Below are 21,262 nucleotides of genomic sequence, written 5' to 3' on the forward strand. Positions count from 1 at the left end.
CCGCGATGCATCCCAATGATGATGACCGCACCCAGTTCATGCCGCGTCCGGGTGGCCGGGCGCCGGAACCTGCGCGTGCCGAACCTTCGCCGCTGGCCATGCCGGCCGCGCCGATGCTCACCGGCAAGAGCCAGGGCCTCAACCCGCTGGAAAGCGCCGCCGGCCCGTTGTTGGCACTGCTGACGCGCCTGCGCAACACCATCGCCCACCCGGCGCCGGCCAGCCTGCGCGCGCAGTTGCTGGCGTATCTGCGCCAGTTCGAAGAACGCGCCGAAGCGGCCGGTATCGCCCGCAACGAAGTACTGCTGGCGCGTTATGCGCTGTGCACCGCGCTGGATGAAGCGGTGTTGAGTACGCCTTGGGGCAGCACCAGTGACTGGGGCAAACAGAGCCTGCTGATCACGGTGCATAACGAAGCTTGGGGCGGTGAGAAAGTCTTTCAGTTGCTCGACCATTGCCTGCAAAGTCCACGGGAACGCCTGTACCTGCTGGAGCTGCTGTACCTGTGCATGTGCCTGGGTTTTGAAGGCCGTTATCGCGTAATGAACGACGGCCGTAGTCAGTTGGAAACCCTGCGCGAGCGCACGGCCGCCGCCATTCGCAGCGCCCGTGGCGAACACGAACGTGAACTGTCGCCACACTGGCGCGGCGTGACCGTGGCGCGGGATCGCCTGGCGCAATTCATGCCGCCGTGGATCGCCGTGGCTATCGGCGTGGCGCTGTTGCTGGCGCTGCTGTTTGGTTTGCGCATGAAGCTGGCGTCGGATGCCGAGCCGGTGTTCAAGAATATTCACGCGTTGGGCGAAATCCCGGTGCAGGCCATCGACCGCCCGGTGGCACAACCCAAAGTCATCGAGCGCCCACGCCTGGCCGGTTTTCTGGTGGAAGACATCAAGGCCGGGCGCGTTGCCGTGGAAGATGCGGTCGACCGTTCAGTGGTGACCATCCGTGGCGACGAGCTGTTTGCGTCCGCCAGCTCCAGCATCGTCGATGACTACCAACCGCTGATGCTGCGCATCGCCGATGCCATCCGCAAAGTGAAAGGCCAGGTACGCGTGACCGGGCACAGCGACAACCGCCCGATTGCCACGCTGCGCTTCCCGTCCAACTGGGCGCTGTCGGAAGCACGGGCCAAGTCTGTGCTGGAAATCCTCGCGGCCAAGACTGGCCAGGCGGAGCGCTTCAGCGCCGAGGGCCGAAGCGACACCGAGCCGGTGGCGACCAACGCCACCGCAGAAGGCCGCGCCCGCAATCGTCGGGTTGAAATCACCGTATTGGCGGAGGGCGTCGAGTGAAGGCGTTTTTCAGTTTCATGATTCGCTGGGTGATTCCCGTGCTGGGCCTGATCGCCCTGAGCCTGATCATCTGGTTTGTCGGGCCGTTGCTCGACGTGCTGGTGCCGGAAGGGCGCCGCTGGGCGCTGATCATCCTGGTGTTCGCGGTGTGGATTGCCTACCGCGTATTCCGCATCATCCAGGCGCGGCGTCAGGCCGCCGAAGTGATGCGCAGCCTGGCCGCCGAAACCCCGGCCGACCCCAACAGCGTCGCCACCGCCGAAGAACTCAGCACCCTGCGCCAGCGCATGGACGAGGCCCTGGCGCTGCTGAAGAAGGCCAAGCTGGGCGGCGATGAGCGCCGCAATCTCTACGAGCTGCCGTGGTACGTGATCATCGGCCCACCGGGCTCGGGCAAGACCACGGCGCTGGTCAACTCCGGCCTGCACTTCCCGCTGGCTGCGCAGTTGGGCGCCGGTGCCGTGCGTGGTGTTGGCGGCACGCGCAACTGCGATTGGTGGTTTACCGATCAGGCTGTGTTGCTCGACACCGCCGGGCGCTACACCACCCAGGACAGCAACTCCACGGTGGATAAAGCCGCGTGGCTGGGCTTCCTCGACCTGCTGAAAAAGCAGCGCTCGCGCCGGCCTATCGACGGTGCCTTCATCGCCATCAGCCTGTCGGACCTGTTGCTCGGCACCGACGCCGAGCGCGCCGCCCATGCCGCCGCCATCCGCTTGCGTATCCAGGAGCTGTACACCCAATTGGGCGTGCGCTTCCCGATCTACCTGATGCTGACCAAGCTCGACCTGGTGCCGGGCTTCATGGAGTTCTTCGACAACCTGAGCAAGGAAGAGCGCGCCCAGGTGTGGGGCATGACCTTTGCCCTGGATGACGGTAAGAACAGCGACAGCCCGCTGGCGCACCTGCAAAGCGAGTTCGCCGGCCTGGAACAGCGCCTCAACGAACGCCTGGTCGAACGCCTGCAACAGGAGCGTGACCCGGCGCGCCGCGACCTGATCTACGGCTTCCCGCAGCAGTTCGGTGCATTGAAGGATTGCCTGCAAAGCTTCCTTGAAGGCGTGTTCAAGCCCAATGCCTTTGAAGAGCGCGTGTTGCTGCGCGGTGTGTATTTCACCAGCGGCACCCAGGAAGGCAGCCCGATCGACCGCCTGATCGGTGCGATGGCCCAGAGCATGAACCTGGACCGCCAGCACCTGGCGCGTCAGAGCGGCACAGGGCGCAGTTACTTCATCGAAAAACTCTTCACCGCCGTGGCGTTTGCCGAGCGTGGACTGGTCGGGGTGAACCCCAAGGTCGAGCGCCGACGCAAGTGGATTGCACGCGGCGTGCTGGCCGCCACCGTGGCGACTGTCGTGGTAGTCAGCGGTTTGTGGTGGGTGAGTTACCGCGCCAACCAGGCGTATATCGCCCAGGTCGACCAGAAGGTCGCACCGCTGGGCCCGTCCGTGCAGAACCTGAGCCCGGCGCAGCGTGACATCCTCGCGGTGCTGCCATTGCTCAACGCCGTGAAGAACCTGGCCGGCGACTCGCCGAGCTGGTCCGAAGGCCTGGGGCTGTACCAGGGCGACATGCTTGAAGCCGAGTCCGCCAGTGTCTACCGCAAGCTGTTGATCGCCGTGTTCGCGCCACGCCTGGTGACGCGCATCGAAGAACAACTACACGGCGGCGGCAATTCCGACTTCCTCTACGAAGGCCTCAAGGCCTACCTGATGCTCGCCGATTCCGAGCATTACGATCCGGACTTCATCAAGGCCTGGATCGCCCTCGACTGGGACCGCAACCTGCCGCGCGACTTGCCGGCCGATCAGCGCCAGGCATTGGCCGGGCACTTGCAGTCGCTGTTCGAACGCCATCCGCCGAATGCGCGCCTGGATCCCCGGCTGATCGACGACCTGCGTCGCCAGTTGCAGCAACTGCCGGTGGCCCAGCGTGTGTATGACCGGGTCAAACGCCAGAAACTGCCCGAAGGCATCCCGGACTTTCGCATCAACGAAGCCGCCGGTCGTGATGCGGCGCTGGTGTTCAGCCGCAAAAGTGGCAAACCGCTGGGCGAGCCGTTGAGTGGGTTCTTCACCGCCAAGGGCTATCGCCAGGCGTTTTTGCTGAGCAGCCTGAACCAGACCGGCACCCTGGCTGAAGAGCAGTGGGTGTTGGGGCACGAACAGGCCGACCAGCAGAACGTGGTGAGCCTCGCCGCTGACGTACGCCGCCTGTATTTCCAGGATTACCAGCGCCAGTGGGATGCGTTGCTGGCGGACATCGACTTTGTGCCGATCACCAGCGTGGCCCAGGCGGCCGACGTATTGCGGGTGATATCCGGTCCGACTTCTCCGCTGAAAAAACTGCTGGTGGCGGTGGCCAAGGAAACCGATCTGCAAGCCGAAGAGCGCCAATTGGCCGCCAAAGGCGTGCCGGTGGACGGGGGCGTCGACAAGCTCAAGGAGCGCCTGGGCAGCCTGCTTGGCCAGGAACAACCGGCCGCCAATGCACCTGCTGCTGCGGATGATCCGGTGACCGCACACTTTGCCGAACTCAACAGCATTGTCAGCAAGAACGAAGGCGAGCCGGCGGCCATCGATGGCCTGCTCACCGATATGAATGCGCTGTATGTGCAGGTCAGCGCCATGGTCGGCGCCAGCGGTGATGCCTTGCTCGGTGAGGCGAAGAACCAGGCGTCCGCTGCGGCCACGCGGGTCAGCCTGAATGCCGAACGCCAGCCACCGTTGGTGCAGGGCATGGTCAAGTCGGTGGTCAATTCCACCACCAACAGCATGATGGGCGGGGTGCGCAATCAACTGAACGCGGCCTGGGTCAGCGAAGTGGTCAACGTGTATCGCCAGTCCCTGGCCGGCCGCTACCCGATGTCGCCGGGCAGCGCACGGGACGCCACCCTGGATGACTTCGGCCAGTTCTTCGGCGTGGGCGGAGTGATGGACAACTATTTCCGCAAATACCTGCAGCCTTACGTAGACACCTCCGCGCAGACCTGGCGCTGGCAGCCGGGCGCGGCGCAGAAGCTCGGCATTGCTCCGGGCGTGCTGCAAACCTTCCAGCGCGCGGCGACGATCCGCGATGCGTTCTTCCGCTCGGGTGGCACCCAGCCCATCGTGCGTTTCGAACTCAAGCCGGTGTCGATGGACCCGACCATCACCCAGTTCCTGCTGGACCTGGACGGTCAGCAACTGAGCTACGACCACGGCCCGAGCCGCCCAGTGGCGATGCAATGGCCAAACCCCGGCAGCATTGGCGTGGTGCGTATCTCCATCATGCCGCCCTCGGCCAGTGGCCGTTCCGGCGTGACCCTGGACGGACCGTGGGCCTGGTTCCGCCTGCTGGAGCAATCGGACCTTACGGCTGGTAATTCCCCGGACCGCTTCAACCTGCGCCTGCGTGTCGACGGTGCGAGCATTGCCTACGAACTGCGCGCCAACAGCGCCTTCAACCCGTTCAAGAGCCGCGTGCTCAGTGGCTTCAGCCTGCCGGAGCGGCTATGACGACGCTGGGTTTCTACGGCAAGTTGGCCAGTCGTGGTGACTTTGTCAGCCGCGCACTACCCCAGAGTTTTATCGGCCCGTGGGACAGCTGGTTGGCGGCGGGTCTGCTCGCCAGCCAGAGCAGCCTGGGCGGCGACTGGCTCAACACCTACCTGGTCAGCCCGTTGTGGCGCTTTGTGCTGGCGCCGGGTGTATGCGGACCGGACGCGGCGGCGGGTGTGGTGATGCCGAGCATCGACCGGGTCGGGCGTTACTTCCCACTGGCGGTGGTGACCTTGCTCGATCACGACACCAATCCCGCGTCCCTGGTCGGCGGGCCGGACACCTGGTTCGAGCAGGCCGAAGCGTTGCTGCTCAGCACCCTGGATGCCGGTGCCACCTTCGAACGCTTCAATGAAGGCCTCGATGGCCTGGGTTTCCCAGCGAGCGAACCGCGTACCGTGGGCAGCCGTTTCGCCGGCCTGCAACGGGTGGCTACCACCGTGCCTCAGGGGCGTCTGACCGCCCTGGCCGAACAGGCCTGCGAAGGCGCGAGCCTGTGGTGGGGCCGTGGCTCGCAGACGATTTCCCCTGGTTTGTTGCGGTGTCAGGGCCTGCCTGCCGCCGACGATTTTGCGCAGTTTTTGCTCGGACAAGAAGGTGTGGTGTAGATGGGGTCGACGTACAAATCCGCGAGCAAAAGCCATGTGGGCATGGTCCGCCAGGTCAACGAAGACGCCTGCCTGGACCTGCCGGAAAACCGCCTGTGGGTGGTGGCCGACGGCATGGGCGGGCACGCGGCGGGGGACTACGTGAGCAGCCTGATCGTCGACAGCCTGCGCAGCGTGCCGGTGGGGCGCTCGCTGGATGAATACACGGCGGCGCTGCGCAACGACCTGCTGCGCATCAACGCCGCCGTGCGCGAAGAAACCGCCCATCGTGGCGTGACCATGATGGGCAGCACCGTGGTGTTGTTGGCCGCCCGTGGCCTGCGCGGCGTTTGCCTGTGGGCTGGCGACAGCCGCTTGTACCGCCTGCGCGACGGCGTGCTGGAAGGCATCTCCCGCGACCACAGCTACGTGCAAGACCTGCAAGACAGTGGCCTGCTCAGCGAAGCCGACGCCCGCACGCATCCACGCGCCAATATCGTCACCCGTGCGATTGGCGTGGAAGCGCACCTGGAACTGGCGGTGGTCGACCTGCTGATCGCTCCCGGTGACAGCTATTTGCTGTGCAGCGATGGTCTGAACAAGACCGTCGAAGACCATGAGATCCGCGAAGTCCTCGGCCACGACACGCCGGATGAAATCGTGCGCAGCCTGGTGCACCTGGGGCTCAACCGGGGTGCGCCGGACAACATTACCGCCATCGTTGTGAAGGTATCGGCATGAACATCCTGATTCCGGGTTATGACATCGAAGGCGAGATCGGCGAAGGCGCCATGGCCAGCGTGTACCTGGCGACCCAGCGTTCCCTGGAGCGCAAGGTGGCGTTGAAGGTGATGGCGGCGGCATTGGCGGCTGACCCGAGCTTCTGCGAACGCTTCCTGCGTGAGGGCAAGACCCTGGCGCGCTTGTCGCACCCGCACACGGTGACCATCCATGACATCGGCAATGTCGGTGAGCTGTATTACATGGCCATGGAATACCTGCCCAACGGTACGCTCAAGGAGCGCATCGCGGCCGGCATGACGCCGGAGCAGGGCGTCACGCTGATCCGCCAGATCGCCTCGGCGCTGGGCTATGCCCATGCCCAGGGCCTGGTGCACCGCGATGTGAAACCGGCGAACATTCTGTTCCGCGCCGATGGTACGGCGGTGCTGTCGGACTTCGGTATCGCCAAGTCGCTGGATGATCGTACTCAATTTACCCAGGCCGGGTTCGCCGTAGGCACGCCGAGTTACATGAGCCCAGAGCAGGCGCGGGGCCAAGAGATTGATGGTCGCGCCGACCTGTACGCGTTGGGTGTGGTGCTGTACGAGATTCTCGTCGGCAAGCTGCCATACACTGGCACCGATGCGCTCTCCACGGCGCTCGCGCACCTGACTGAACCGCTGCCCGAATTGCCGGTGCACCACGGTCGTTATCAGGAGGTGCTGCGCAAGCTGTTGGCCAAGGATCCGGCGGAGCGCTTCGCGGATGCGGCGGCGTTGTTGCGGGCGTTGGATAACCTGCCGTCGGAATCGCCAGAGGCTACGTTGGTGCGGCCGTTGCCGATCCCGATGAATTTTGAGCTGGCGGGTATCACTCCGGAATCCATCGAGATCCCCACCGAGAAACCCCAGCCGGTGCGCCAACCGGTGGTGCCGCCGACCCAGCACAGCGAGCAGCGCCGTGGGCCGGTGTTGGCACTCGCCGCTGTTGCAGTGGCGGTTGCGTTGGCCATTGGTGGTGCGAGTTATTGGTGGTTGAGCGGCAGCGATGAGCCCGTGGCCAAGCCCCCGGCTGCGGTGGTTGTGCCCCCTGTGGCGGCGCCTGTGGCAGAAGTGGATGGCGGCCAGCGTCCGTTGCTGATGGCGGGTAAGAAAACCCTGTTCCAACGCGTCCTCAGCAAACCTGGCGCCAAGCTTTCAACGGACGCCGGCAGTGCGCCGGGCAAGGCCTTGCCGGCGTTTTCCGTGCTTTACGTCTACCAACGCAAGGACGTTGACGGCAACCCATGGGTACGCGTCGGCGCCGCCACCGATGGCCGCAGCGACGGCTGGTTGCCTGCGTCCCAGGTCAGCGACTGGAAGCAGAGCCTGGTGCTCAAGTTCACCGAGCGTTCAGGCCGCGCGCCGGTAATGTTCCTGCGCCAATCCGCTGAAGTGGAAAGGTTGCTGGCTGACCCGGCCGCCGCCAAAGGCGTACTGGCCAAGGCGCAGAAAAACAGTGAGGACAACAGCCAGATCCTGGCCCTGGAACCGACCGCCAGCGCTGTGCCGCAAAACCAGTTCTACCTGCTGCCGATCTTCGACGCCAAAGAGAGCTTCGACGAAAACGGCCAGCCGGTGCAGTTGCTCAATGTGGCTTCCATCGACCCAGGCACCAGCGCCGCTAAACCGGCCACGCCGGTGATCAACGCCAATGCTGACGCCTTCCGCACGGCTGTTGTGCTGGTGGTGGACACCACCGTTTCCATGCAGCCCTACATCGACCAGATCCGCGACGTGGTGCACGAACTGCAAACGCGCATCGGCGAACGCGGCGAGTTGGACAGCGTGAGCTTCGGCATGGTCGGCTTTCGCAGCAGCATCAAGAAAACCCCTGGCCTGGAATACGTCGCCAAGACCTTGATCACCCTCGATCAGGGCCGCGACCCGCAACGTTTCCTCGACATGGCGCGCCAGGTCAAGGCGTCCACTGTGTCCAGCCATTCGTTCAACGAAGATGCGTTCGCCGGCGTAATGCAGGCAGTGGATGGCATGGATTGGTCCGGCTATGGCGGACGCATCATCCTGCTGGTCACCGATGCCGGTGCGCTGCGCAAGAACGATCCGTTCGCCGCCACCCAGATGAACGAAGCCGAGGTACGCCAGGCCGCGCTGGGCAAACAGATCAAGATCTACGCCCTGCACCTGCGTACCGACGCCGGCAAGAAAACCCATGCCGGCGCCGAGAGCCAGTACCGCATCCTCACCGCCGACGCCAACCCGCAGATCGGCGACCTCTACACGGCGGTGCCCGGTGGTGATGTGCGCAAGCTCGGAGAGCGTGTGGATGAGATCGGTACGGTGTTCGCCAATCTTGTGCATCAAGTGCGCAGCAACACGCCACAGCCGGTGCCGTTGTTGAACAGCGCGCCGAGTCTGGCGGATAAGTCCGCCGCCGTCGGTTATGCCATGCACATGGATTTCCTCGGCCGTAAAGCCGCGAGTCAGGCACCGCAACTGGTCAGCGCCTGGACTGCCGACCGCGACCTGACCAACCCGGCACTGCCGGCGTTCCAGGTGTGTGTGATGCTGACCAAGTTGCAGCTCAATGACCTGCAGCAGTCGCTGAAATTGATCGTCGACGCGGCGCGCAAGACCCAGACGTCACCCAAGGACTTCTTCCAGGAAATCGCCAGCGCCTCCGCCTATATGAGCCGCGACCCACAGGCCCTGCGCAAGGGCGGCAACCTGGCCGACGGCGGCATCTTGGGTGAATACCTGGAAGGCCTGCCGTACCGCAGCAAGTCGCTGAACATGACCCAGGACCTGTGGTTGTCGTTGAGCGTGGCCGAGCAGGAAGACTTTATCGACGAGCTCGATTCGAAGATCCGCCTCTACGAAACCTTCCACAATGATGTGGCCAACTGGGTCCGTTTCGGCGATGCCGAGCCGGGTGACGCGTTGTACCGCGTGCCGTTGTCGACGTTGCCGTGATGCTGAACCTGAACGCGGTGCACAAGAGCCGGGGCGTCGGCAGCCAGCGCTACAGCCTGGTGATTCCGGCGCTGACGCTGCGTGCGGGTGAGCAATTGGCGATTGTCGGGCCCAGCGGTTGTGGCAAAAGCACCTTGCTGGATTTGCTGGCGTTGGTATTGGCACCGGATCAGGTCGGGCAGTTTGAATTTCATCAGCAGGACATTGCCGGATTGTGGCGCGGTGATCAGCAATCCACGCTGGCCGCGCTGCGTAGCCAGCATCTGGGCTATGTGCTGCAAACCGGTGGTTTGCTGGGGTTTCTCGATGTGCGCGGCAATATCGCCTTGTCACGGCAACTGTTGGGCTTGAAGGACGACGGCAGCGTGGCGCGCCTGGCCAAGCAGTTGGAAATCAGCGACCAGTTGGCCAAGAAACCGGCGGCGCTCTCGGTGGGCCAGCGCCAGCGCGTCAGCTGTGCCCGCGCCCTGGCTCATGCGCCGCAATTGGTGTTGGCGGATGAACCGACGGCGTCCCTCGACCCCTTGAATGCCGAGCGCGTGATGCAGGCGTTGCTGGCCCAGGCGCGCGAACACCGTGCCGCCTGTGTGATTGCCACCCATGACGAACCCCTGGCCCGCGCCAGTGGCTTGCAGGTGCGGCGTATCAGTTGCCGTCGCGACACCGACGGCGGCGTCACCGCGACCCTCGGGGAGGTGTGCTGATGCGCCTCGGTCTGGTGGCGTCGCTGGCCTGGCAGGACTATCGCAACGATGCCTGGCTGTCGGTTTGTTCGGTACTGGCGCTGGTCGCCGTCATTGCACCGTTGCTGGTGTTATTCGGCCTGAAATTTGGACTGGTTAGCAGTTTGACCGAACGTTTGCAGACCGACCCCGCCACCCGTGAAATTATTCCGTTGGGCGGTGGTCGATTCAGCAGCGCCTTTATCGAGCAACTCGGCCAGCGCAGCGATGTGGCGTTTGCACTCCCGCGCACGCGACAAATTGCGGCGACCGCGCAGGTGGGCGCCTTGGCCCTGGAAATGCTGCCGACCGCATCGGGTGATCCCTTGCTGGCGGGTCTTCCGGTGCCGAGGGGCCTGGACCAGATGGTGCTGAGTCACACCGCCGCCGAGAAGCTGGCAGCGCGGCCGGGGGATTGGCTGGAGACCAGCTTTGCACGGCAAGTGGCAGGGCGCTTCGAGGCCCAGCGCGCGCGTTTGCAGGTGCTGGCGGTATTGCCGCTGGAAGCCTTCGCCCGTGATGGGCTGTTTGCCGATTTGAAATTGCTGGAAGCAGCAGAAGATTACCGCGATGGTCGTGCGGTGCCGGCCTTGGGCTGGGAGGGTGAAGCGGTCGGTGTGAGTGAACAGCGCGTGTACCCGGCATTCCGCCTGTATGCGCGCAACCTCACCGATGTGGAACCGCTGCGGGTGTTTTTCGCCGGGCAGAACCTGCTGGTGTCGACCCAGGCGCAGACCATCGCGCAGGTGCAGTCGTTGAGCCGCAACCTGTCGATCGTGTTCTGGGTGATCTGCGGGTTGGCGTTGGCGGGGGCGTTTGCGGCGATCTTTGCTGGAGCGTTGGCCGCCGTGGTGCGTAAGCGTCGGGAATTGTCGGTGTTGCGCCTGTTGGGGTTTTCCACCGGTGGGCTGTTGTTGTTTGTGGTGGTGCAGGCGCTGTACAGCGCAGGTTTCGCCGCCGTGCTCAGTGCCGGCCTGTATGGCTTGGCCGAGGCGGCTTTGAACACGTTATTTGTGCAGGCGCCGGGCGAACACGCCAGCCACCTGTTGGCGCGTCATTACGGCCTGGCCCTGGCTGCAGTCATGGGCGTCAGCGCCGTGGCGGCGGCCTGTGGTGGCTGGCGAGTGGCGCGGATCCAGGCTTCTGAAGGAATCAGAGATGTATAAGTTACTGGGCGCCTGTGTGGCGCTGACCCTGGCCTCTATGGCCTGGGCCGATGAGGCGAGTGACAAACTCGATAACCCCAAGCCGCTGGAGGGCGACGTCAGCCTACCGCTGCCGTGCGAAGGCAACATGGTGTTTCGTTACGCCTACGTGTTGGCCCAAGGCACCCTGGATGACCGCGAGATCAGCCTCGGCTACCCCTTTGCCGAAGGCGAGGCGGGCTATCAGCAGTCATTCATTTCCGGCTACCGCCGCGACTTCATCAATGGCCAGTTCACCCTCAAGGACCTGCCCAAAGACTGGAACAAAATCATCGCGCCGTTGATGCCGAAAACCGACGCCAAGACTCCGCTCAAGCCGATGCTGTACTTCATCGGCAAGTACGAAGTGACTGCACGCCAGTACGCCCAGGTGATGTCCCAGGCGCAGTCGTTGGCCAGTGGTGAACCCGCGCCTGCGTGCGACGCACCCACCGGCATGGCCGGGCGCTTGCCCAAGGTGAAGCTGTCGCGCTTTGAGGCCGAGCGTTTTTCGGCGGTGTACAGCGCCTGGTTGATGAAATACCACCGTGAGTTGCTGCCGGTCAGCGGACGCGGCTCTTCGGCGGACGACGGCGGCTTGGGTTTTGTGCGCCTGCCCACCGAAGTGGAGTGGGAATTCGCCGCGCGTGGCGGTCATGCCGTCAGCCGCCAGGACCTGGAAGGGCGGCTGTTCCCGCGCCGTACCGAAGGCAGTGACAGCGACGGCCCGCTCGGCGATTACGCCGTGTTCAACCAGGTCGCCGGCGGTACCGGCCAGGCCGCGCGCCTGATGCCTATCGGCACCAAATTGCCCAACCCGATCGGTCTGTTCGATGTGATCGGCAACGCGGCGGAAATGGTCCAGGAATCCTTCCAACTGGTGCACGCCGGGCGTCGTCAGGGCACCTACGGCGGCTTTGTGGTCAAGGGTGGCAACTACCTGGAAGGCGAGGGCACGCTGTTCACCGGCATGCGCCGCGAGTACCCGCTGTTCGCCGCCGACGGCACCGAGCAAAGCAACGAGACCACCGGGTTCCGCGTGGCGATTGGCGCCTTGTCGGCGCCGCGTTCACGTTACAAGGAGTTGTTCGCCCAATGGCAGAAAGAAGGTCGCCTGGCTTCGCTGACCGACGCCATCGACGATGCCCAGGACCCGACCAAGCGCCTGGACAGCATCATCGCCGCCAGCGCCGACCCCAAGCTGCAAGCCGAGCTGGGGCTGGTCAACGAAGAACTCAAGCGCAACGTCTCGCTGATCGCCCAGCAACGCGAAGAGGCGGCGGGCAACCTGATCCAGTCGGCCGCGTTGGTTGCCGAAACCATCGCCAACTACAACATCCGACTGGCCAACCTGCAGAAGAGCCGCCAGCAGTCCCTGGACAACAAGGACGAGGCCAGTGCGCAGCTGTTCGACATGGCGATTGCCAATGGCCGTAGCGCGCTCGATGGCGCCGTGGCGATCTATATCGACAACCTGGCCACTGGCACGCGTTACACCGATGCGGTGATCCAGGCGCAGTTTCAACGGATCAAGGAAGAGTTGGATCGCAAGCCGGTGCTCGGTAAGAGCCTGGTGACGCGCGCAACACTGTTCGTTCGCCATGTCGGCAACTACCGCAAGCAACAGCGGGCCGACCCGGCAACGATCTTGAAGGAATTGCTCGCAGCGAGCGGTCAGCGATGAGCGCTGGCTGTATGGCGAGCTTGGAAGGGACTCAGGCGGCGGTGGGCCGTGCTGGGCAAGTCAAACTTAAACGAGAACACACTTATGCTTTTTTCCCGTAAGGCGGTTTCCAAGCGTCACTTGCTGCTGATCGCGGCCGGTTTCAGCACTGTGTTGACCGGTTGTGCCACGTCGCCGGCCTCTAAGGTCGCGTCGAGCACCAAGGTCGAGTACTACCCGAACTGCTATGAGCCGGTGCAGCACCTGCGTGCGACTGACTCGGACATGACCAAGTCGGTCGTCACCGGCGCAGCCATCGGCGCGGCCGGCGGTGCACTGCTGGGCGCCCTGACCGGCGACTCCGACAAGCGCGGCCGTAACGCCGCCATCGGTGCAGCGGGCGGCGCCCTGGCCGGCGGCGCGGCGGGTTACTACACCGAGCGCCAGAAGCAGATCAGCGATGACAACCAGCGCATTGCCTCCTACTCCACCGACTTCAACAAAAGCGCCTCCGACATCGACCGCAGCACCGCCTATGCCAAAGCGTCGCAACAGTGCTACCAGAGCGCGTTCACCAAGCTGGTGGCCGACCGCAAGGCCAAGACCGTCAACGACACCGAAGGCCGCAAGCGCCTGGCGGAAATCGTGGCGGGCCTGAAGGAATCCAATGACCTGATCGTCGCGGTCAACGGCAAAGCCAGCGAAGACCTGAACAACTACACCCAGGCCTACGAAAAAGACCTGCAACAAGTGGGTGTGCACCGTAACGACGTAGTGACCGTGGCCCAAGCCGAAGTAGCGCCGCCAGTTGTACCGGCCAAGAAAGGCAAGAATCCGCCGAAAGTCGCGAAGAAGAAAGACTTGCCAGTCGTGCCTAAAGAAGCAGTCACCACCGAGAAGAGCATCCAGACCGTGCAGGCCAAGCAAGCTGAAAGCAAGCAGGTCGCCAGCGCCGGCAAGGCCCAGCTCGAAGGCAGCTGCCGCGATCCGAACCTAGCCGACTGGGCACCGGTACCTTGCCCTAACGTTTAAGTAACATGCTGCTATAAGCGTCAAACGCCAGCCGATCTTCCGCTAATGCGCAAGATCGGTGGCGTTCTTTTTGCAAATCGTTAAACTGCTGCGGCCACTCAATAATTACACCGAGGCCGTGTGCATGAAATTTCGTCTTCTCCTGTGGGTGCTGGGCCTGATGATGGGCAAAGCCAGCCGCACCAATCCTGCCTTCCAGCAACAGTTGGGCGATAAAGACCTGGCATTCCAGTTGCAGACCCTCGACGGCAAGGTTGCCCGTCACTTCATCGTCAAAGACCAGCGCATCACCAGCCGTTCGGGTGTTCACCCGTCGCCGGCGTTCGCCATCGCCTTTAAAGATGCGGCCTACGGCTTCGCCACGATGCAGGCGAAGAACAAGCAATTGGCGTTCATGACGGGGATTCAGGACAAGTCGATCCAGATCAAGGGAAACCCGGCGCTGGTGATCTGGTTCCAGGGGTTGACCAAGTATTTGAAGCCGAAGAAAAAGAAGTAGATTTTCAGTCAGACCGAGGTGAATTCATCGCAGGCAAGCCAGCTCCCACAGTTGACCGGGTTCCAACCTTGGAATGCAGTCTCTGTGGGAGCTGGCTTGCCTGCGATAGCGGTCTGACAGGTGACGGATTTATCCCTGGCTGAACTGGGACGCCAGCTCCCGCAACAACACCTCGGCATCCAACACTTTCCCGACCACTTCTTCAGCCTTGTCACGGCTCAACCCCAACCGCTCCAGCAGCGCATCCGGAATCGCCTCATCCGGCCCGGAGCCAATCCCACGGCTGCGCAACAAGCGTACCGCCAGACACACCAGGTTCGGGTATTCAGCGTACTGACCATCGTAGGTCGGATCGTGCTGGAAGCGCAGGGCAGTGGACAGTTCATCCGGCATGTCCCAGTAGCGCATCAGCCACGCACCGATTTGCTCGCGGCTGATGCCCAGCAGGTGTTGCTCGACATAGCTGTGGCACAGGTGCGGGTTGACCTCCAGGTGACGGCAGATCAGCGAAAAGTGCGGCGGGAACACGTGAGCCAGCAGCAGGTAACCGAAGTTGTGCAGCAGGCCCGCGAGGTAGGTCAGGCCGGCTTCCGGGCGCTGGGCACGGGGCATAGCGCGGGTCAGGCCTTCGATCACGGCGGCGGTGTAGATTGACTGGTGCCAGTAGGGTGTGGACTGGTGCGGGTGATCCTTGGGCAGGCTCAGGGTCTTGCCCAATGCCAGGCCCAGGGCCAGGTTGATCACCAGGTCAAAACCCAGCACGCGCACGATGGCGTCTTCCACGGAGCGGATCTTGCCCGGCGACGCGTAGTAGGGCGACGCGGCCCAGCTCACGACTTGCGCGGCCAAAGCGGGGTCGGTTTCGACCACGCCGGTGATGTCATCAATGGTGGCATTCGGGTCGACACGCAGCTTGATGATCTTCTGCGCCGTGTCGGCCAGCGGTGGAATCTCGATGGTCGCTTCCAGGCGTTGCTGGATGCGGCGGGCGGTGAATGCCTGCATCGCCTGGGTAATTTCCTCGCGGTCATCATTCGGGCGGTCAAGGTTGGGGCGGATGTTGCTCAGCGGCTCGCCGAAGTGGCCGGCGCTGGCCTTGGTCAGCATCGTCTTGAACGTGTCGGTCGGTATTTCCAGTAGCAGCCCGGCTTCGCCCGAATGCACCAGCAGGCTCGGCTCGTTGAGCAGGCTGCCTTCGTACAGGCACGGCGAACTGGTGAGCGGCGGCAGGCCTGGCAACAGGCTCAGTTCGTGCTTGCCCAGCATGCGTTCGACGCGATCCGGCGACACTGCCGTGAGGCGGCGACCGGTGAGTTCGGCGAGGCGGTTGAGGTCGAGCAATTGGTTCTGCGGGAACAGCACCATCAGTGCGCCCACCGCGTCTTCCAGCAACACGGCCTGGACCTTTCGCGCAGGATTCAGGCCCGGTAGGTCGGTGACTTCCGTGTAGGGGATGGCGAGTTTTGCGAGCAGAGCCCGAATGACCGGCGGGGCGGTCAGTGGGGCTGTGGCGAGGGCAACTTCTGACATGGCCTGATCCAATTTCTTACAGTCCACGAAGTATAACCAGCTTGATACAAGTGTTGGTCGACTAAGTGAGTCAGGCGTCACACTTGGCCGTATTGCTGCCCATGGCGTAGCCAGCGGTCCAGCAATGGGCTGACATGATCCGGCCAACGTTCGAGCAGCGCTTGCGCCGCATCGCGCACGGCCGGCAGCAGGTCAGCGTCGCGCATCAGGTCGGCGACCTTGAATTGCAGCAGGCCGGTCTGGCGGGTGCCGAGCATTTCACCGGGGCCGCGCAGTTCGAGGTCTTTTTCGGCAATGATAAAACCGTCGTTGGTTTCACGCATGATGCCCAGGCGCTGGCGACCAATCTGTGACAGCGGCGGGTGGTAGAGCAGCACGCAATGGCTGGCGGCGCTGCCCCGGCCGACCCGGCCGCGCAACTGGTGCAGTTGCGCCAGGCCAAGGCGCTCGGGGTTCTCGATAATCATCAAGCTGGCGTTGGGTACGTCCACACCGACCTCGATCACCGTGGTAGCCACCAACAGTTGCAGGTTACCGGCCTTGAATTCGGCCATCACGGCGGCTTTTTCTGCGGGCTTCATGCGGCCATGGATCAAGCCGACCTTGAGCTCGCCCAAGGCGCTGGTAAGGTCCTCAAAGGTGGTCTCGGCAGCCTGGCAGGTTAGCTCTTCGGACTCTTCGATCAGCGTGCACACCCAGTACGCCTGGCGCCCTTCGGCACAGGCGCCGCGCACGCGCTCGATCACTTCGACACGTCGGGTGTCGGTGACCAACACGGTGTTGACCGGCGTCCGGCCGGGCGGCAGTTCGTCGAGGATCGAGGTGTCGAGGTCGGCGTAGGCGCTCATCGCCAGGGTGCGCGGGATCGGCGTGGCGGTCATGATCAACTGGTGCGGGTTCATGCGCCCGCCCACGCCTTTCTGGCGCAGGGCCAGGCGTTGCTGCACGCCGAATCGATGCTGTTCGTCGATGATCACCAGCGCCAGATTCTTGAATTGCACTTCATCCTGAAACAGCGCGTGGGTGCCCACCACCATGGGTGCTCCACCGGCAATCTGCTCCAGTGCCGCTGCGCGTACCTTGCCCTTGAGCTTGCCGGCCAGCCACGCCACTTCCAGGCCCAGCGGCTCGAGCCAGCGCTTGAAGGTGATGAAGTGCTGCTCGGCAAGAATTTCGGTGGGCGCCATCAACGCCACTTGGTAACCGGCTTCCAGCGCTTGCAAGGCGGCGAGAGCGGCGACCACGGTCTTGCCTGCGCCCACATCGCCCTGGATCAGGCGCAGCATGGGTTCCTGCTGGCTTAAGTCGTAGGCGATTTCATTACCGACGCGTTGTTGGGCGCCGGTCGGCGCAAAGCCCAGGTTGGCCAGGTATTGCGCGGGCAAACGCGTGGCCTTGGGCATCGCCGGCGCACGCAGGGAACGCATGCTTTCGCGCAGGCGCTGCTGGGACAGTTGGTGGGTCAGCAGTTCTTCAAACGCCAGGCGGTGCTGGGCCCAGTGATGACCCAGCGCCAGCTCGTCGACATCGGCATCGGCAGGCGGGTGATGCAAGTAGCGAATCGCATCGTCCAGCGACGCCAGTTGATAGTCGCGGGCCAGCTCCAGCGGCAGCCAGTCGGGCAGGCTTTTCGGGCCGAGCATCGTCAGCGTCTGCATGCACAGCTGGCGCAGGCGTTGCTGGGTCAGGCCTTCGGTGAGCGGGTAGATCGGTGTGAGCGTGGTGTCGACTGGCGGCGGTTCATCGCCGGTAATGGCGCGGTATTCCGGGTGATAGATCTCCAGGCCCGATGCACCAGGCCGCGCTTCGCCGTAGCAGCGTACGCGGGTGCCGCGTTTTAGGCCTTCTTTCTGTGCGTTGCTGAAATGGTAGAAGCGCAGGCTCAGGCCACCGGTGCCGTCCTGCAGACGCACCACCAGGCTGCGACGCTTGCCCATCACCACGTCGGCGCCGCTGACCGTGCCTTCGACCACCGCGTCCTGCCCAGGGCGCAACTGGCCGATGGGCACCACGCGGGTGCGGTCCTGATAGCGCAGGGGCAGGTGAAACAACACGTCCTGGAGGTTTTCCAGGCCGACCTTGGCCAACTTCTCGGCCATGGCTTCACCGACACCCTTGAGTGCCGTCACCGACACCTGCGACAGCTCAGTCATACCGTTGCTTAGCTCGCAGTCGTCGGCTTGGCCACCGAGCACAGGCGGATCGAATCGGCGAGGATCTCAATCGCTTTCGGTCGTGGGAAGCTGGCGCGCCAGGCGATCGCTACGGTACGGAACGGCACCGGCGGCGTCAGTGGGCGCACTTCGATCACGCCGGGGGCGTAGTGGTGGCTGTCCACCGCCGACAGCGGCAGGATCGAAATGCCCAGGCCGGAGGCGACCATGTGCCGGATGGTTTCCAGGGAGCTGGATTCCACGGTGGTGTGCTTGGCGCCGTCGTTGCCCTTGGTCAGGGTCGGGCAGGCTTCCAATACCTGGTCACGGAAGCAGTGGCCTTCGCCCAGCAGCAGCAGGCTCTTGTCGTTGAGCAGGCCGGCGTCGATGGTGTCCTTTTGCGTCCACGGGTGGGAAGCGGGCATCAAGACGTAGAACGGCTCGTCGTAGAGCGGCAGGGTCAACACGTCCGCTTCGTTGAACGGCAGGGCGATGATGATCGCGTCCAGCTCGCCGTTGCGCAGTTTGTCGCGCAGCACGTGGGTGAAGTTTTCTTCGATATATAACGGCATCTGCGGCGCGACGCGGTGCAGTTGCGGGATCAGGTGCGGGAACAGGTACGGGCCGACGGTGTAGATGGCGCCGACTTTCAGCGGTGCGGTCAGCTGGTTCTTGCCGGCCTGGGCCAGTTCGCGAATGCTCTGCGCCTGCTCCAGCACCTTCTGGGCCTGGGCCACAATGCCTTCGCCCACAGGCGTTAGGCGCACGGCGCTCTTGCTGCGCTCGAAAATCAGCACACCGAGTTCGTCTTCAAGCTTTTTCACGCCCACCGACAGCGTCGGCTGGCTGACATGGCAACGCTCGGCCGCGTGGCCGAAGTGCTGCTCTTGGGCGAGGGTAACGATGTAGCGTAATTCTGTAAGAGTCATAGCGGGCGTCCATGAGGTTGCGGGCCAAGCATACCGGCTGCAATCGATAGACGCACGTTATCAGAACTTTACTGGGGATTGAGCGGGGAGTTACGCAGATTTTGCTGAAGGTGGTAAGGGTTGCCCCTCACCACCTTCATTTTTCAGCGACGACGCTTCTCGATGTTGTACACGAACGGTGCAACGATCTCGATGCTGCCACCTTTGAGCATGTCTGCCGGTGGCTTGGGCAGCGGCTGGGCGCGACGGATCATGTCCAGCGTGGCGCGGTCCAGGTCGGCGTTGCCGGAGCGGCCCACCAACTCGTAGGACAGCACGTTGCCTTCGGCATCCACCACGAACTTCAGGCGGTTCAGGCCTTCCTTGCCACGGGCCTGCGCGCCTGGCGGGTACTTTTTGTACTTCTGCAAGTGAGCCAGCAGCGTGCCTTCCCAGGAAGCCTTCGCTGCGATTTGCTGCGGAGAAGGGCCTGGTACAGGTTGGGCCGATTTCTCAGCCGGTGCTTGGGTCGGCGGAGCGTCGCTCGGCGGATCCTCGGAGGGTTTCTCCTTGGGCGGCTCGATCTTCTTCTCCACAGGCTTCGGCGGCTGCGGTTTAGGCTTGGGCTTGACCGGCTTGGGCACCTGGATCGTTGGCTTGGGTGCCTCGGCCAGTTTCGGCAGGGGCAGCTCTTCCACCGGTGCAGGCGGTTGCGGCGGCGTTACCACCTTGGGCGGCGCTGGCGGCGGCGGGGCTGGCATCGGTGCCAGGTCGATGACCATGGCAGCCGGCGGCAACTGCACCGTGCGCGGCGCGGACCAATGAAGCGCGATAGCGATCGCGACGGCATGCACGCCCAGTACGACGGCGAGGCTGGTGCCATAACGCGTCAGTTTGTGGCGCGTCGTGATCATTTCTTGGCTGCCGTCTCAAGTCCGACCAGGCCGACCTTGAGGTAGCCGGCTGCCCGCAGGGCATCCATCACGCTCATCAGGTCGCCGTAGTCCACGCCCTTGTCAGCCTGGAAGAAGATCGTCGTGTCTTTCTTGCCTTGGGTCTTGGCGTCGAGCACGGGGCCCAGGGTTTCAGCTTTGACTTCTTCTTCGCCCAGGAACAGGCGTTGGTCCGCCTTGACGCTGAGGAAGATCGGTTTCTCTGGCCGTGGCGCAGGTTTGGCGCTGGACGCGGGTAGGTCGACCTTGATGTCCACGGTCGCCAACGGTGCCGCCACCATGAAGATGATTAGCAGCACTAGCATCACGTCGATAAACGGCGTGACGTTGATTTCGTGGTTCTCGACGAGTTCGTCGTCGCCTTGATTCAAATGCAGGCCCATGGCCGATTACCCCACTTTCACCATGTGCGGTTGCGAGCTGCGCTCGGTAGGCAGGTGATCGAGGTCGCGGCTGACCAGCAGCAGGACTTCTGCCGACGCGTCCGATACCTGGGCTTTGTAGCCGGCAATCGAACGGGCGAAGACGTTGTAGATCACCACCGCAGGAATCGCGGCAACCAGGCCCAGGGCGGTCGCCAGCAGGGCTTCGGCGATGCCAGGGGCAACGACGGCAAGGTTGGTGGTCTGGGTTTTGGCGATGCCGATGAAGCTGTTCATGATGCCCCACACGGTACCGAACAAGCCGACGAACGGCGCGGTGGAACCGATGGTCGCCAGCACGCCGGTGCCGCTGCTCATGTTACGACCGCAGGCTGCCACCAGGCGCTCCAGGCGGAAGGCCACACGTTCCTTGATGCCTTCTTTTTCGCGGGTGTTGGCCGACAGGCGCATTTCTTCCAGCGCATCGTGCACCAGAGTGTTGGCAAGGGTGCCCTTCTTGGTCGCGCTTTCGCTGGCTTCCTTGAGGGTGGTAGCCTTTTTCAGGTGGACGATTTCAGTGCGCAGACGACGTTTGGCGCCCAGCAGCTCGAAGCCTTTGGCGATCCAGATGGTCCAGGTGATGATCGAGGCGATGGCCAGGCCGATCATCACGGCTTTCACCACCACGTCAGCGTTCTGGTACATGCCCCACGGCGACAGGTCATGGGCCATGCCCAGGGTGTTGTCTTCTTCCAACACCACACCGGTGTCTTCGGCGGAGGCTGGGTCAGCCGCCAGGGCCGGGTCGGTGGCGGCCGGCGCAGCCACTGGAGCTGCCGGTGCCGCGGCATTTTGCTCGGCGGCAGCCGGGGTGGCGGGTGCGGTGGCGTCAGCGAAGGCGGCGGTCGGTGCCAGCAGTACGCTGAACAGCAGCGCAGCAATCGCGCGCCAGGCGCGGGATGGGCTGTGAAGCTTGGTTGGCGAAGCGGGGGTTGTATTACGTGTCATGCTGGCCGGACCTGAGAGAAAAAATGAGTGATCGTCCTTCCAGACCCAAGGGGTCGAGGACAAATGGGCGGTTATTATTGCAAGTAATTCTTGTTAACAGAAGTAATACAGTTACTTTATTTGCCCTTTTTC

At 63.5% G+C, this 21,262-nt stretch carries 16 protein-coding genes; 10 read left to right on the plus strand and 6 right to left on the minus strand.

The features are described 5' to 3' along the window. The first annotated feature begins 5 nt into the window (after nt 1-5). The 10 genes from EJ576_RS01230 to EJ576_RS01275 all read left to right on the plus strand — a co-directional run bounded on the left by EJ576_RS01230 (nt 6) and on the right by EJ576_RS01275 (nt 14,216). The gene (locus tag EJ576_RS01230) at nt 6-1,295 is read left to right on the plus strand and encodes a DotU family type VI secretion system protein (RefSeq protein WP_028618491.1); all 1,290 of its coding nucleotides are present in this window, start codon (nt 6-8) and stop codon (nt 1,293-1,295) included. Further along, on the plus strand, nt 1,292-4,792 hold the full coding sequence (tssM, locus tag EJ576_RS01235; protein ID WP_126569446.1) for a type VI secretion system membrane subunit TssM: 3,501 nt from the start codon (nt 1,292-1,294) through the stop codon (nt 4,790-4,792). Before EJ576_RS01230 ends, tssM begins: the two co-directional genes overlap by 4 nt. Continuing rightward, complete coding sequence (gene tagF, locus EJ576_RS01240; RefSeq protein WP_122729895.1) at nt 4,789-5,442, plus strand: type VI secretion system-associated protein TagF; 654 nt, start codon at nt 4,789-4,791, stop codon at nt 5,440-5,442. Before tssM ends, tagF begins: the two co-directional genes overlap by 4 nt. Further along, nucleotides 5,443-6,162 (plus strand): PP2C family serine/threonine-protein phosphatase, encoded by a 720-nt coding sequence (locus EJ576_RS01245; protein ID WP_028618488.1) that lies wholly within the window; start codon nt 5,443-5,445, stop codon nt 6,160-6,162. After that, nucleotides 6,159-9,116: a serine/threonine-protein kinase gene (locus EJ576_RS01250; protein WP_126569447.1), complete on the plus strand. Its 2,958-nt coding sequence runs from the start codon at nt 6,159-6,161 to the stop codon at nt 9,114-9,116. Before EJ576_RS01245 ends, EJ576_RS01250 begins: the two co-directional genes overlap by 4 nt. Further along, nucleotides 9,116-9,820, plus strand: coding sequence for an ABC transporter ATP-binding protein (locus EJ576_RS01255; protein ID WP_126569448.1), 705 nt, complete (start codon nt 9,116-9,118; stop codon nt 9,818-9,820). Before EJ576_RS01250 ends, EJ576_RS01255 begins: the two co-directional genes overlap by 1 nt. Continuing rightward, a complete protein-coding gene (locus tag EJ576_RS01260; protein ID WP_126569449.1) occupies nt 9,820-11,004 on the plus strand; it encodes an ABC transporter permease in 1,185 nt (394 codons plus the stop codon). Before EJ576_RS01255 ends, EJ576_RS01260 begins: the two co-directional genes overlap by 1 nt. Next, on the plus strand, nt 10,997-12,706 hold the full coding sequence (locus tag EJ576_RS01265; protein ID WP_122729887.1) for an SUMF1/EgtB/PvdO family nonheme iron enzyme: 1,710 nt from the start codon (nt 10,997-10,999) through the stop codon (nt 12,704-12,706). The genes EJ576_RS01260 and EJ576_RS01265 overlap by 8 nt, the downstream gene beginning before the upstream one ends. Nucleotides 12,707-12,790: 84 nt before the next feature. Beyond that, nucleotides 12,791-13,717 carry a type VI secretion system-associated lipoprotein TagQ gene (gene tagQ, locus EJ576_RS01270; protein ID WP_122729886.1) on the plus strand — a complete coding sequence of 309 codons (927 nt, stop codon included), beginning with the start codon at nt 12,791-12,793 and terminating at the stop codon, nt 13,715-13,717. A gap of 124 nt (nt 13,718-13,841) precedes the next feature. Further along, the gene (locus EJ576_RS01275; protein WP_010207528.1) at nt 13,842-14,216 is read left to right on the plus strand and encodes a hypothetical protein; all 375 of its coding nucleotides are present in this window, start codon (nt 13,842-13,844) and stop codon (nt 14,214-14,216) included. A 129-nt stretch (nt 14,217-14,345) separates the two neighbouring features. On the opposite strand, the gene EJ576_RS01280 is transcribed toward EJ576_RS01275, so the two are convergent. The 6 genes from EJ576_RS01280 to exbB form a co-directional block, all read right to left on the minus strand. Further along, complete coding sequence (locus tag EJ576_RS01280) at nt 14,346-15,746, minus strand: aminoacyl-tRNA deacylase and HDOD domain-containing protein (RefSeq protein WP_122729884.1); 1,401 nt, start codon at nt 15,744-15,746, stop codon at nt 14,346-14,348. Nucleotides 15,747-15,823: 77 nt separating this feature from the next. After that, entirely contained in the window at nt 15,824-17,899 is a 2,076-nt protein-coding gene (gene recG, locus EJ576_RS01285; RefSeq protein ID WP_025999713.1) for an ATP-dependent DNA helicase RecG, read from the minus strand. A gap of 8 nt (nt 17,900-17,907) precedes the next feature. After that, on the minus strand, nt 17,908-18,828 hold the full coding sequence (locus EJ576_RS01290; RefSeq protein ID WP_126569450.1) for a hydrogen peroxide-inducible genes activator: 921 nt from the start codon (nt 18,826-18,828) through the stop codon (nt 17,908-17,910). Between the two features lie 143 nt (nt 18,829-18,971). Beyond that, nucleotides 18,972-19,721 carry an energy transducer TonB gene (locus EJ576_RS01295; protein WP_016975935.1) on the minus strand — a complete coding sequence of 250 codons (750 nt, stop codon included), beginning with the start codon at nt 19,719-19,721 and terminating at the stop codon, nt 18,972-18,974. Next, the gene (gene exbD / locus EJ576_RS01300; protein WP_003195519.1) at nt 19,718-20,143 is read right to left on the minus strand and encodes a TonB system transport protein ExbD; all 426 of its coding nucleotides are present in this window, start codon (nt 20,141-20,143) and stop codon (nt 19,718-19,720) included. Before exbD ends, EJ576_RS01295 begins: the two co-directional genes overlap by 4 nt. Before the next feature lie 6 nt (nt 20,144-20,149). Further along, nucleotides 20,150-21,130, minus strand: coding sequence for a tonB-system energizer ExbB (gene exbB / locus EJ576_RS01305; protein ID WP_068937857.1), 981 nt, complete (start codon nt 21,128-21,130; stop codon nt 20,150-20,152). Nucleotides 21,131-21,262: the final 132 nt, after the last annotated feature.

This window comes from Pseudomonas sp. C 49-2 (assembly GCF_003970195.1).
Classification (GTDB): domain Bacteria; phylum Pseudomonadota; class Gammaproteobacteria; order Pseudomonadales; family Pseudomonadaceae; genus Aquipseudomonas; species Aquipseudomonas canadensis.

Bases quoted from the DNA above. Each gene is read 5' to 3' on its own strand.
- EJ576_RS01245 (WP_028618488.1), top strand. From the start codon at position 5,443: ATGGGGTCGACGTACAAATCCGCGAGCAAAAGCCATGTGGGCATGGTC.
- EJ576_RS01230 (WP_028618491.1), top strand. From the start codon at position 6: ATGCATCCCAATGATGATGACCGCACCCAGTTCATGCCGCGTCCGGGT.
- exbB (WP_068937857.1), bottom strand. From the start codon at position 21,130: ATGACACGTAATACAACCCCCGCTTCGCCAACCAAGCTTCACAGCCCA.
- recG (WP_025999713.1), bottom strand. From the start codon at position 17,899: ATGACTGAGCTGTCGCAGGTGTCGGTGACGGCACTCAAGGGTGTCGGT.
- EJ576_RS01290 (WP_126569450.1), bottom strand. From the start codon at position 18,828: ATGACTCTTACAGAATTACGCTACATCGTTACCCTCGCCCAAGAGCAG.
- EJ576_RS01250 (WP_126569447.1), top strand. From the start codon at position 6,159: ATGAACATCCTGATTCCGGGTTATGACATCGAAGGCGAGATCGGCGAA.
- EJ576_RS01265 (WP_122729887.1), top strand. From the start codon at position 10,997: ATGTATAAGTTACTGGGCGCCTGTGTGGCGCTGACCCTGGCCTCTATG.
- EJ576_RS01275 (WP_010207528.1), top strand. From the start codon at position 13,842: ATGAAATTTCGTCTTCTCCTGTGGGTGCTGGGCCTGATGATGGGCAAA.
- EJ576_RS01260 (WP_126569449.1), top strand. From the start codon at position 9,820: ATGCGCCTCGGTCTGGTGGCGTCGCTGGCCTGGCAGGACTATCGCAAC.
- EJ576_RS01255 (WP_126569448.1), top strand. From the start codon at position 9,116: ATGCTGAACCTGAACGCGGTGCACAAGAGCCGGGGCGTCGGCAGCCAG.
- tagF (WP_122729895.1), top strand. From the start codon at position 4,789: ATGACGACGCTGGGTTTCTACGGCAAGTTGGCCAGTCGTGGTGACTTT.
- tagQ (WP_122729886.1), top strand. From the start codon at position 12,791: ATGCTTTTTTCCCGTAAGGCGGTTTCCAAGCGTCACTTGCTGCTGATC.
- exbD (WP_003195519.1), bottom strand. From the start codon at position 20,143: ATGGGCCTGCATTTGAATCAAGGCGACGACGAACTCGTCGAGAACCAC.
- EJ576_RS01280 (WP_122729884.1), bottom strand. From the start codon at position 15,746: ATGTCAGAAGTTGCCCTCGCCACAGCCCCACTGACCGCCCCGCCGGTC.
- EJ576_RS01295 (WP_016975935.1), bottom strand. From the start codon at position 19,721: ATGATCACGACGCGCCACAAACTGACGCGTTATGGCACCAGCCTCGCC.